Here is an 11,925-nt window from a genome sequence, read left to right on the forward strand (position 1 = left end):
GTGCATGGGGTAATGCACTTACTAATTTTAATCATGATATCAAATGGCGGAGTGGACGGGACTCGAACCCGCGACCCCCGGCGTGACAGGCCGGTATTCTAACCAACTGAACTACCACTCCGCAGTGGTATGTGCATGGGGTAATGCACTTACTAATTTTAATCATGATATCAAATGGCGGAGTGGACGGGACTCGAACCCGCGACCCCCGGCGTGACAGGCCGGTATTCTAACCAACTGAACTACCACTCCGCAGAGATATCATTATACTTGTTATTACTTAATTTGTTGGCGGAGTGGACGGGACTCGAACCCGCGACCCCCGGCGTGACAGGCCGGTATTCTAACCAACTGAACTACCACTCCAGCATACAAATCTTGTAATATAACAGCGTTTAAATAGTTGGCGGAGTGGACGGGACTCGAACCCGCGACCCCCGGCGTGACAGGCCGGTATTCTAACCAACTGAACTACCACTCCAGCGCATATTTAAACTGTTATTTTTTCTTATTGGCGGAGTGGACGGGACTCGAACCCGCGACCCCCGGCGTGACAGGCCGGTATTCTAACCAACTGAACTACCACTCCATAATAAGAATATGTTTTACAACCATACGTTGTGTAAGTGTTGGCGGAGTGGACGGGACTCGAACCCGCGACCCCCGGCGTGACAGGCCGGTATTCTAACCAACTGAACTACCACTCCAGCTTTTACTTACAAGTTTTTCGAAAATGGCGGAGTGGACGGGACTCGAACCCGCGACCCCCGGCGTGACAGGCCGGTATTCTAACCAACTGAACTACCACTCCATATTTTCGTTGCTGTTTAGGTCTCCCTGACAGCGGCGTGAATAATACGAACCAACCCCTATTTCGTCAAGGGCTTTTTTGTTTTTTTATAGGTTTTTTAGTCATCTGACATCGAAAGGTTTAAAATTTCACCTGATTTGTCATTTTTTGAGCCATTTTTACCAAGTTGATTTTTTCCTGAGTCGGTAACTTTGTCTTCGCTCACTTTCTTTTTCTTTAAAAAAGGCAGCTTCACGTTAAATTTTATCGGTTTTTTCTGGACGAATACACGAATGGATAACCAACCTATTAATAAAATGAGTAAATTACAACCAACTATCAGACTCGTTAGCATAGCCGCTGTCATTTTTTCTTCTTCTGGTTCGCTCTGAATTATTATCTCAGGTTCACTAATTGCTGGTATTTCGATTTCTGGAATGACTTCGATGGGTCGTGCAACTTCAAATTTATACGTTGGCAGGGTCGCCATAAATTCGCGACCATTAATATTTGTGCCAAAAATGGACAGTTCGATATTATATCGTCCCCAATCATAATTTTTGACACTTAGTTGGCGTGATTGATTAGCGACCGCATCTATCACAAACATTTGCTCTTCGTTATTAGGATAGTAAATCTTTCCTTGGATAATTACGGTGGCAGGGTCAACCATTGTGTTATCGATATTAATTGTTAAAAGATGATCGTCTCCATCTTTACCTAGCTCAATATCGTAACTTAGGGGAGGTTCGTGAACGATTAATGGGTTTTGCACTATTTGACGTTCAAGCAGAGGCGTTATGATAGAAAGCACGGGAGTCCACTCACCAGCAGGAAAACTAAACGTTAACTCTCCTGTAAATACGCCATCCCTCGCACGCTCATCTAAGTCATAGCCATCATCTTTATACGTAGCAACATCTTCCCTACCCGCCCCAAAATTTGCATAGTTTTCTTTATTGGTGCTAATAAAACTAAGGTCTAAGTTAACTACATCTTTAAAAAAATCAGCATTGATCAGCTCACCATCATTTAGTATTTGACCAGTAACTTTAATTGTTTCGCCTCTAAAGATTAAAGAAGGGAATGCTTGTACCTCTAAATCTATTTTCCCTAATGCAATAACTCGACTATTAGAGCGGATCCTACCTATGGCCTGCCAAGGGCCTGGCATAGGGTTTTTAATACTAACAATGTCGTAACTAATTTCATCATACCAGTCGACCTCTAGGTTTTTAGCAAGCTCACTCACTAAGTACTTACTTCCATCGGGCCTAACTAAAACGACGGCTGGAGAACCTGGTTCCCTAAAAATTAGCAATGTTATTTTATCTAGGTTGCTATCTATACGAAAACGATTATCCAGCAGAGGGATCTCATTTTGTTTCCCGTCGCGCTTTAATAGTTCAACTTGCTTAACGCCGTACGCGCTGCTTGTAAAAATACTAGCAACACATAACACGGTTACAAAATATATCGTTTTCATTATATCGCCTTATTCAGCGCGCCATATACATTGGCCGCCTTCTTTATTTACAAGATCTAATCGGGCTTCGTGTGCACTTTGCTCAGCATCGCTTGCTCGTAATACTATTAGTGGGGCTCTGTCACTATTTAAACGCTTAATACCCCCTTTTCGTTGTTCACTGCCTTCCTCTTTATTTTGATTTAAGTTTAGCTTTGTTTGACCGCCTGTCATGGCAAGGTAAACGTCGGCTAAAATCTCAGAATCCAGTAATGCGCCATGTAACGTTCGCTTAGCATTGTCTACATCGTAACGGCGGCATAACGCATCAAGGTTGTTCTTTTGGCCTGGGTGCAAGTCACGCGCCATTTTAAGCGTGTCGAGCACTTGGCAGAATGTATTCGTTTTTGGATAGCCCTGATTAAGCAATGCAAATTCGTTATCCATGTGGCCAATATCGAACGGCGCATTATGAATAACTAGTTCAGCCCCTTCAATATAGTCGAAAAACTCTTGGGCAATTTGATGAAACAGTGGTTTATCACGCAAAAACTCGTTAGTAATACCGTGAACGTCGATTGCTTCCTCTTCGCTTGGTCGTTGTGGGTTTATATAAACGTGAAAGTTATTGCCTGTTAAACGACGGTTTACTAACTCCACACAACCAATTTCTATAATACGATGCCCTTGTTTAGGGTCGATGCCGGTGGTTTCTGTATCTAAAACTATTTGTCTACGTGCCATATCGAATTTAGCCTGATTCTGGTATCTTTCTATAATCACTTTATTGTACATAAAATCAAGGTAAAACAGTGCAAAAAACCGTAGAGATTTACACCGATGGCTCATGTTTAGGTAATCCAGGCCCCGGCGGTTATGGTATTTTTATGATTTACGATGCCCATGAAAAAGAATTAAGCCAAGGCTATAAACTCACAACCAACAACCGAATGGAAATGCTCGCGGCCATTGTAGCCCTTGAATCACTCACTCGAGAATGCAAAGTAAACCTAACAACCGATAGCCAATATGTTAAGCAAGGTATTGAATCGTGGATCACTAACTGGAAAAAACGTGGCTGGTTAACATCCGCTAAGAAACCGGTTAAAAACGTCGATTTATGGAAACGCCTAGATAAGGCATGCAGTGAACACACTGTGACATGGAAATGGGTTAAAGGGCATAGCGGCCACAAGTACAACGAAATAGTTGACGACTTAGCACGCGATGCCGCAGGCAGTAAAGATTTACTAGAAGATGTAGGTTACCAGCCTTAGTTTATTCTAAGCTAGTTGTTATACCAATTTTATTAAAAACATGTTCATTCTATCGCATTAAATAACTCACTAACTGCGTTAAAAATTATTCATATAGAACAACTATATGTCACAATTTTCGCCTTGTTAATGTGCTATTTTCTTAGCGCTATAATAGATCACTTATTTAATGCAATTGGTATTATTTTCTTGCTCGCACGATTTAAAATGTTGTTTAGATGTTTGCCTAAGCCCCGCACCTTTTACGGGTGAAAATTGCGGCCTTGCATGCCATTTAGGTTTTATTGGCGTAAGTGGTGCCACTCTTTTTCGTGCCACCAGCATATACACACTGCCCATTGGTTTTAAATATTGCTTTGCAAACGTACGCCAAAACTCAAATCTTGATAGCCTATTACCTCTTGCCAGTGATGAGTAGATAAAACGTTCATCACTAACAATTTCAAAACCAAGTAAATTTAACCAATCTTTAACCCTCGCAGGGGTAAAAAAGCGCCCTGTCCACGGCAGCTTTTGACCACTAAAAGGCAACATTTGTGCAAGCCCGCACAAGCTAAACGGATTAAAGCCAGTAATTAATATATAGCCGCCAGGAATAAGCGTGCGATGCGCTTCTCGTAAAATATGATGTGGATCAGAGTGATACTCTAAGCAGTGGCTTAATATACAGGCATCAATACTGTGCTCATAAAATGGCAGCTCATCGATATCTGCCACAACACCTGTATGAGGCCCCGGCTCTGCTACGCACACCTGATGTTTAATCATACTTATACTTGTGTTCAACTCGCCACTTAAATTACCCAACTTAAGCATATGATAGCCAAACATACGCGGCAGCCATTGCTCCATCTTACGTTCGATATCTGTGCGCAAGTAATCCCCATGAGGGAACTGCTGCCACGACAGTGGTTTGGGTCCTTCTTGAAAACTAAGGGCTGGTTTCATTTTTTGAGCTCGTTATACTATGTGATAAGTGTCACTTTATAGAGCAATTTACCATGGTGCAAGTCAAAGCAATCAAAGCCTTTTCTGATAATTACATTTGGTGTCTAACTACCGATAACAGTAACCAAGCATGGGTGGTTGACCCAGGACAAGCCGAGCCTGTATTAACGTATTTAGCGCAGCATAACTTAACACTTGGTGGTATTTTGATCACACATCATCACTACGACCATACAGATGGCGTCACTGCATTAGTTAACGCCTATTCAGGGATCTCGGTTTATGGCCCTGCTAATAGCCCGTTTAAAGGCGTTACCCACCCACTTAATGACGGGCAAAGTATCAGTGTGCTTAATACTAACTTTACTATTTTAGCGACGCCTGGGCATACGCTTGATCATATTTGTTATACAAATGCTGAACTTGCTTTTACCGGCGATACATTATTTAGCGCAGGATGTGGGCGATTATTTGAAGGCACACCAAAGCAAATGTGGGAATCGTTTAATAAACTAAGAGCGCTGCCTGCAAGCTGTAGTGTGTATTGCACGCACGAATACACGCAAGCTAATCTTGCCTTTGCCAAAGCGGTTGAACCACGCAACCCTGAACTCCTTGCCTACAGTAAAAAAATAGATGAATTACGTAGTAACAATCAAATTTCCCTACCGACCTCTATCGGGCAAGAGCTGAAAATAAACCCATTTATGCGCAGTGACCTACCAACAATGACAGAGCAGGTACCAAAAGAGTTTATATTACTCACAAAAAATAATGAACCTTGGGAAAACTTTGCTAGTCTTAGGATGTTCAAAGATAATTTTTAGCGCATTTTAATTTAAAATCATAGACTTAAAATAGATAAATAATTTCAGCCTAGCGTTAAAAAGTCATCCAGTGGCAATATTTGCTCATTACAGGTAGTATTCGCCGAGTTTTTTACCCAATGTATTGGTATTTATGAATAAACCTCCCCTATTAGTAGTCTTGGCGTTCGCGCTAAGCGGTTGTCAAACAGTCACAACCTTAGAGTCAGACTCTCAAATTGCCTCGCAAGCAAATCAGCAGCTAGGCGGCGCAAGTCCCAACGATATTAACAATGCATTGATGGTAAACGCACAATATCAGCAAATTGACAGTGAAGAACAAGAAGCCCCCGTGTTTGATGATGTATGGGAGCGCATCCGCTATCAACTTTCTATCGACATACCACAAAACCGCCCCGTTGTAGCAGAGCGTAATTATTACGCAAGGCACCAAGCTTACTTAGATCGTATTTCCAAACGCGCAGAGCCCTATTTGCATTTTATTGTTGAAGAGGTCGAAAAGCGTGAGATGCCAATCGAAATTGCACTATTGCCAATTGTAGAAAGTGCATTTGATCCGTTTGGTTATTCTAATCGCAGTGCATCTGGCATTTGGCAGTTTATGCCTGCAACCGGTGAGCGATTCGATTTAAAACAAAACTGGTGGTACGACGGTCGCCGTGACATTGTGCAATCGACTCGTGCTGCACTTGATTACTTGTCGTATTTACATAAAACACTCGAAGGCGATTGGTTAAATGCGATTGCTGCGTATAACTCGGGTGAAGGGCGTTTAATGCGCGCGATTAAAAAGAACCGTAAAAAGCACTTACCTACCGACTTTTGGTCTCTTGATTTACCAAGAGAAACAACAGCCTATGTGCCTAAACTATTAGCCCTTGCTGATTTATTAAAACGCTCAGATGACTTTAACGTTACATGGCAGCCTGTTATTAATGCACAAGTAGTTGAAGTGGTTGATGTTGGCTCTCAAATCGACTTAGCACTGGCTGCCGATATGGCTGATATGACGCTTACTGAGCTATACAGGCTAAACCCTGGCTTTAATCGCTGGGCAACGGATCCAAATGGTCCTCATTCTTTATTATTGCCCGTAGATAAAGCAGAGCAATTTAGCCAAAAACTGGCACGAACAGACATTAAAGATCGTTTACGCTGGCAACAATATACAGTAGCACGCGGTGATAGCTTATCGGTAATTGCTAAAAAGTTTACAACAAGTTTGAGCGCTATTCGCTCGCTTAATAAACTCAAGTCAAATACGATTAAAGTAGGCCAACAATTATTAGTTCCGCTGACTGATGGCGCAATAAATAGCGAGCATTTACCAAAGCAAATGCGCTTAGCAGCAAATAAAAACACACGAACTAAACTTACCCATAAAGTAAAAAGCGGCGATACATTGTGGGATATTAGCCGAGAATACGATGTGACTATGGATGAATTAGCTAAATGGAATAAGCTGAAGAAAAACTCTGTGCTGCGTTTAAATCAAAATCTTACTGTCTATAAATCAATAAACAAGCCTCAAAGTGCTATTGCCAGCACCAACCGTACGATTACGTATAAAGTACGCCGAGGCGATTCACTTGCACGTATTGCGTCTAAATTTAACTTAGCTGTTAACGATATCATTAAGTGGAATAATTTAGCTGGTCAAAAATACTTACAACCTGGCCAAAAGCTAAAACTTAAAGTAGATGTCAGAAGTAGTTAATTTATAAAGCTATAAAAGCAAAAAGGAGCGCATGCGCTCCTTTTTTAAATGTCTTAAGTTAAGCCGGTAACTTATCTAGCCATACTTTTAACCAAGGCTCGGTTACTGGCCATGGTTCAAAATCTTCACATGCATCTATTTCTAGGCGGTTGCCCACAGGCTTTGCTTGTAAATCGCGTAGTAACTCGTCAAAGCTACGCCCTGCGCCACAAAATGTATCGCCGTAGCATCTGTCACCCATTGCAATTACACCAAATGGTTTATCAGTAAGCATCGGGAAAGTGCTATTCATTGCAAAGTACAACCCAGCCAAATTACTCGGTACATCGCCTTGGCCAGTTGTGGAGGTAACGATTAAAATATGCGATGCATTTTTTATATCATCTAGTGATGCCTCTGTGATTACGGTGGCAGTATGACCCGCCTGCTCTATTGTGGTTGCAACTTCATCGCTTAAACGCTCTGCACCGCCATTAACGCTGCCTACAAAAATACTAATATGTGCCATTAATAATCCTTTTCTTGCTCTGGCCAACCTAGCTGCTTGCATATTTTAAGCATGTCTTCACCTAGTGGCGCTTTAATTGTTATTGGTTCATTACTGTAAGGGTGCACAAAACTAAGCTCTGTTGCAAATAACATTAGCCGTCTTAGCTCAAAATGCTCCCTAAAAAATTGATTATGCTGGTTATCACCGTGATTTACATCACCAATAATAGGCAGTGATAAGTGCTTTAAGTGTCTGCGAATTTGATGCTTGCGCCCGGTTTTTGGAAAACACTCAACTAACGAGTAACGCACTGTTGGATACTTACCTATAGGAATAGGCAATGCAGCTTGGTGCAAGCAATTAAACTGGGTTTGCGCTTCTTGCGGTGCTTTATCTTGATCTGCAAACTTATCGGCTATTTTATCAAGTTCTTCTTTAAGCGGTTTATCTAAAAATACCGACTCTGGTGCAAAACCGCGCACTAAGGCCAAATAGCGCTTAGCAATGGTGCCCTCAATAAATAGCTGGTTCATATCGCGAGCAGCTTCAGAGCTCAATGCAAACAGTAATACACCCGATGTTGGTCTATCGAGCCTATGTACTGGAAATACATGTTGCCCTAGTTGGTCGCGCAGCATTTGCATAGCAAACTGGGTTTCGTGTTTATCTAAAAACGAGCGATGCACTAATAAACCAGAGGGTTTATTTATAGCCACATAGTTTTCATCTTGATACAAAATTGTCAGCTCGCCATATTCAATAGACGCTGGGCGCTCACTCATTTGGTTCTCCTAAAAAGGTATCAAGGGCTGTTAGTAATTCAATTATTTCAGCATTTCCTGCTTTATTCATAAGCGTCATTTGCGCCATAGGGGCAATAGCAAAGTTACGTGGCAGTGGTTGCTTATGCGTTATTAGTTGTTGTACTTTTTCAATAAATACAAATTGTAACCACTGCTCAAACGCCATTGTATCGTGGCAAAAAGGAGTGTTTGAAAGCAGTGCATCAGCGTCTATTGGCTCACTTTGCCAAAGCGCATGCTTTTGTAAAAGTGCCGTTAGCTGCACTAAATAAGTTTGGGTTTGCTGGTACATAACCACCCTCTTTTATATATGTAATGCAATTATACCCTGTTCCCTCATAGGCGGCTATGGCGTATAATTAATGTAATTTTGCAGTAAAAACAGTTGAGAAAACAATGAGTGATCAAATAGCTACATTAGGTCAGCTTTTAGATGGTGCGGGTACTCAGTGGCGTGCTTTTGATATTGGCAGGCACATTACTAAGCTTGATAAAAAACAGTTTTTAGCTATTGAACAAGCTCAAGTGCCTTACCCTTATCCACTTGCAGGGCATGCATGGCTCGCCATTCAATTTTGGGATATTAAAGCCAGTAAAGAACCATATGTATGGTTTTTAAAGTTCCCACTTGATGAACAAAGCATGCTTGTCAGTGCTAGTCGCGATCACTTTGCTGATATGGTTATTCAAGCGCTAGGGACTGAAATTACAGGTGAGCAAGCCGATGGAAAGCTTGATAATAACCCTTATGTTTTTACGCCAAACGCAAATAAATTAGCGGCATTTAACGCTCAAGTAAAAGTACTATTAAAACAGCCTGCGTCGCAGTACTACGAGCATGCGCAGTTATACTTTAGCGGTAAGATTGGTTTTGGTAACTGGCAAAGTGTTGCACTGCAGGGTATTGCCGATTTTGCACTGCGCTTAGACAGCGATACAAACTTAAGTAATCTGCAAAAAGCATGGCCACATTTGCCCGTTGAAGTACTGCAACCACTCAGTGCTATGCTTGAACACGTTGAAATACCAACATCAATGAGTGAGTTACTTGTTGATTACACGCAGGCCGCAATTAGTAACAACGACACAGCGGCGATAACCGCAGCACTAAGATCCGTTTCAAAAGGTCAAGCTCAAGGGTTATGCGCTCAATTGGTTGATACTGTACTAAGCTCACCTATTGGGCAAGATTCAGATGTGCTATTAACAATAGCTGGGCGTTGTTTTAAGCAATTAGAAAACCCGGAACGCTTACATGTATTTATGGATAATTGCGCACATCATCAAAAAATTGAGGAATTGTTTCCAAGTATTTTTGCTGACTTAGTTGCAATACCGACTATTCGCCCGCATTTATTAGGCTTATTACGTAAAGAAAATCGTAGCGAAACCCTCGCGCGTGCAATTGGAAGGTTATTCTCTTAAATGGCAAGTTTATGGACGTTCATACTTATTGGTAGTGTAATTTACTTATTTTGGATTAACCGAAAAGTTGCTGAAGCGGCGAACGTTCATGCTAAGCGCCAAAGTGAGCAGCTTCAAGTGCAGCTGATGAGTGTTGCATGCGCTAAGCGTCGCTTTGGTTTTTTAAAAAATGGTAAGCCTGGGATCAAAAGTGAATTTATATTTGAATTTTCAAGCGATGGTGAAAATGCTTATCAAGGTGTATTAATTATGGAGAATGAGTTTTTGAAAAGTGTGGTTGTTCCGCCGCATAAAATATAGGCCTTGTTATACCAATCTGCCTATATATGGGTCTATTTTACGTTAAGAAAATTACGTTAAAACTAGGCAAAAATTTTTGTATCTAGTTGTTCTAAATAAAAAATTTCAACGACGTTATAGTGCAATTTAATTCGTTAAATTGATCAAAGATTTATGCAGTTTGGTATTATACTGGCATTATAGATAGGTAATTAATCCAACACAAAAAACTAAGGCGTAACTAAAGTTACGCCCCAATTGGACTGCTTCCTGCTAGATATCCGTTATCTATAAATCCGTATTATCATCCCCTGAACGAGTAAACAACCTTGTCTACCCTCACATTGCATCCTGCAATATCCATAGCCATCTTGGCAAACCCGCGTAAACTAACGCTTGGCTACATCCAGTAGCATCATCCATGTTAATCCTTTGAAGTAGCTCCTGCCACTTTTGCATCCTGCAATGTCCTTTGGCCTCCTTGGCAAACTGCGTAATCTAACGCTTGGCTACATCCTGTAGCATCGTCCATGGTAATCCTTTAAATAGCGCCTGCTATTTTTGCATCCTGCGTTATCCTCTTGCCTCCTTGGCAAATCGCGTAAACTAACGCTTGGCTACATCCTGTAGCATCGTCCATGGTAATCCTTTGAAGTAGCTCCTGCCACTTTAGTGCATCATGCACTTCCTGTTCGTCCTTGTTAACTTGTCCTTTTTGCATCCTGCGAGCTTCTGCTATGCTGCCTATTCCGTATCCTTGGCAGTAACTCAGTCATTGAGCTATGTCTTCTTGACAAAGTAAAGTTTAAAGCAATTAAGGGGGAGAAATAGCACTTAACATTGAAAAAATAACTGTCACAAAAATGAAAATATAAAATTAATATTGAATAACAATGGCTTAAATAAAAAAAGACCACTTAATAGTCGTCTTTAACTGATAATGCTCACGGTAATGTAAGAGATATCTCACGGACTTATGTCCGTTTGGGCGCATTGGCTTACACATAATTTTAAATAGTTGGCTCAATTATTGATTTAAATAGTAACTCGCCATCTACTTGGTTAAAAGTAAGGTGTTTAAATGCTTCAAACTTTTCGGTTTTAAAAAATTCAATGTGTTCTTTACGCGTAACAAATACAGCCATACCGGTTGACTTAGCGTTTGATTTAACTAAATCATCTAACCCTCTTAATAAATAGCGACCAAACCCCTGTCCATGAAAATGCGGATCTACAGCGATAAATGCTAAAAAGTAGTAATTACCTTTATCTGTAAGGGCATCTCTAATTGTTTGTTCTTTTTCAATTAACTGATTGGTCTGCAAATAACCAGCACTCAGCATCAACTTTAATCGCCAGTGCCAATAACGTTGGGCTTGCAGTTGGCTATTTGATTCAAATACACAGGCCACTGCTTTTAATTTATCGTCACGGTATAAACCAATAAGCGGCTGCTTCTCTTGCCAAAAACTACTGAGTTCTTCGCGAATTAATGATCGTAATTTTTTTTCATAAGCCGATTTATTTTCTTCACTATGACCGAGCATGTTTTGTAATACGGGATCGTCATGATAAGCCTGGTAAATTAGGCTCGCTGCAGTACTAATATCTTCTGCCGCTAAATACTGTACGCTGAACGTGTCTGCTTGTATGGCTACACTCATTGTATTTCCTTTATTATTTTAGCTATAGGCTGTTTAACTTTATACCTAACTATATACCTAAAATTATTAACCGTAAATTCAGCGAGAGTTTAACTAGCAGGAGGTACAGTTAGGTACTAGGGGCTGTTGATCTTTGTTTGAATTTTGTGCGTAAGCGGTAATCTCGTATAATTTACTTCGCCAAAAACAAACCTTACGAGATTACCATGCCCCGATTAATGCTCACTGATAAGTTGTGGT

The 11,925-nt window shown here is 40.9% G+C and carries 12 protein-coding genes and 7 tRNA genes; 5 read left to right on the forward strand and 14 right to left on the reverse strand.

The window, feature by feature from the left end; genetic code table 11:
- Nucleotides 1–44: 44 nt before the first annotated feature.
- From H5119_RS19015 to dnaQ, 9 genes are all read right to left on the reverse strand, one after another.
- Nucleotides 45–121 (reverse strand) — tRNA-Asp (locus H5119_RS19015).
- A 54-nt stretch (nucleotides 122–175) separates the two neighbouring features.
- Nucleotides 176–252 (reverse strand) — tRNA-Asp (locus tag H5119_RS19020).
- 37 nt (nucleotides 253–289) lie between these two features.
- Nucleotides 290–366, reverse strand: a tRNA-Asp gene (locus H5119_RS19025).
- Between the two features lie 38 nt (nucleotides 367–404).
- Nucleotides 405–481 (reverse strand) — tRNA-Asp (locus H5119_RS19030).
- 31 nt (nucleotides 482–512) lie between these two features.
- A tRNA-Asp gene (locus H5119_RS19035) sits at nucleotides 513–589 on the reverse strand.
- Nucleotides 590–630: 41 nt separating this feature from the next.
- A tRNA-Asp gene (locus tag H5119_RS19040) sits at nucleotides 631–707 on the reverse strand.
- A 27-nt stretch (nucleotides 708–734) separates the two neighbouring features.
- A tRNA-Asp gene (locus H5119_RS19045) sits at nucleotides 735–811 on the reverse strand.
- Between the two features lie 97 nt (nucleotides 812–908).
- A complete protein-coding gene (locus tag H5119_RS19050; RefSeq protein ID WP_182703349.1) occupies nucleotides 909–2,276 on the reverse strand; it encodes a TIGR03503 family protein in 1,368 nt (455 codons plus the stop codon).
- 9 nt (nucleotides 2,277–2,285) lie between these two features.
- Nucleotides 2,286–2,999, reverse strand: a complete 714-nt coding sequence (gene dnaQ / locus H5119_RS19055; protein ID WP_182703350.1) for a DNA polymerase III subunit epsilon — start codon at nucleotides 2,997–2,999, stop codon at nucleotides 2,286–2,288.
- Between the two features lie 68 nt (nucleotides 3,000–3,067).
- On the opposite strand from dnaQ, the gene rnhA reads away from it, so the two are divergent.
- Complete coding sequence (rnhA, locus tag H5119_RS19060) at nucleotides 3,068–3,532, forward strand: ribonuclease HI (protein WP_077537534.1); 465 nt, start codon at nucleotides 3,068–3,070, stop codon at nucleotides 3,530–3,532.
- Nucleotides 3,533–3,694: 162 nt separating this feature from the next.
- On the opposite strand, the gene H5119_RS19065 is transcribed toward rnhA, so the two are convergent.
- Complete coding sequence (locus H5119_RS19065; protein ID WP_182703351.1) at nucleotides 3,695–4,480, reverse strand: class I SAM-dependent methyltransferase; 786 nt, start codon at nucleotides 4,478–4,480, stop codon at nucleotides 3,695–3,697.
- A 53-nt stretch (nucleotides 4,481–4,533) separates the two neighbouring features.
- On the opposite strand from H5119_RS19065, the gene gloB reads away from it, so the two are divergent.
- Nucleotides 4,534–5,307 carry a hydroxyacylglutathione hydrolase gene (gene gloB, locus H5119_RS19070; protein ID WP_182703352.1) on the forward strand — a complete coding sequence of 258 codons (774 nt, stop codon included), beginning with the start codon at nucleotides 4,534–4,536 and terminating at the stop codon, nucleotides 5,305–5,307.
- Between the two features lie 133 nt (nucleotides 5,308–5,440).
- Entirely contained in the window at nucleotides 5,441–7,024 is a 1,584-nt protein-coding gene (locus H5119_RS19075) for a LysM peptidoglycan-binding domain-containing protein (protein ID WP_182703353.1), read from the forward strand.
- 58 nt (nucleotides 7,025–7,082) lie between these two features.
- On the opposite strand, the gene H5119_RS19080 is transcribed toward H5119_RS19075, so the two are convergent.
- Genes H5119_RS19080 through H5119_RS19090 form a run of 3 tightly spaced genes read right to left on the reverse strand, consistent with a single transcriptional unit; the run spans nucleotide 7,083 to nucleotide 8,609 of the window.
- The gene (locus H5119_RS19080; protein ID WP_182703354.1) at nucleotides 7,083–7,532 is read right to left on the reverse strand and encodes a flavodoxin; all 450 of its coding nucleotides are present in this window, start codon (nucleotides 7,530–7,532) and stop codon (nucleotides 7,083–7,085) included.
- Nucleotides 7,532–8,296 (reverse strand): tRNA pseudouridine(65) synthase TruC, encoded by a 765-nt coding sequence (gene truC / locus H5119_RS19085; RefSeq protein WP_182703355.1) that lies wholly within the window; start codon nucleotides 8,294–8,296, stop codon nucleotides 7,532–7,534. Before truC ends, H5119_RS19080 begins: the two co-directional genes overlap by 1 nt.
- On the reverse strand, nucleotides 8,289–8,609 hold the full coding sequence (locus tag H5119_RS19090; RefSeq protein WP_182703356.1) for a YqcC family protein: 321 nt from the start codon (nucleotides 8,607–8,609) through the stop codon (nucleotides 8,289–8,291). Before H5119_RS19090 ends, truC begins: the two co-directional genes overlap by 8 nt.
- Nucleotides 8,610–8,713: 104 nt before the next feature.
- Here H5119_RS19090 and H5119_RS19095 point away from each other — a divergent pair, with 104 nt between their 5' ends.
- Both H5119_RS19095 and H5119_RS19100 read left to right on the forward strand, forming a co-directional pair.
- On the forward strand, nucleotides 8,714–9,742 hold the full coding sequence (locus tag H5119_RS19095; protein ID WP_182703357.1) for a DUF3549 family protein: 1,029 nt from the start codon (nucleotides 8,714–8,716) through the stop codon (nucleotides 9,740–9,742).
- Complete coding sequence (locus H5119_RS19100; RefSeq protein WP_182703358.1) at nucleotides 9,743–10,042, forward strand: DUF3301 domain-containing protein; 300 nt, start codon at nucleotides 9,743–9,745, stop codon at nucleotides 10,040–10,042.
- Nucleotides 10,043–11,031: 989 nt separating this feature from the next.
- On the opposite strand, the gene H5119_RS19105 is transcribed toward H5119_RS19100, so the two are convergent.
- Nucleotides 11,032–11,685 carry a GNAT family N-acetyltransferase gene (locus tag H5119_RS19105; RefSeq protein WP_138586455.1) on the reverse strand — a complete coding sequence of 218 codons (654 nt, stop codon included), beginning with the start codon at nucleotides 11,683–11,685 and terminating at the stop codon, nucleotides 11,032–11,034.
- Between the last annotated feature and the right edge of the window lie 240 nt (nucleotides 11,686–11,925).

Origin of the sequence: Pseudoalteromonas sp. SG45-5, assembly GCF_014164085.1 — a bacterium.
GTDB lineage: Bacteria > Pseudomonadota > Gammaproteobacteria > Enterobacterales > Alteromonadaceae > Pseudoalteromonas > Pseudoalteromonas aliena.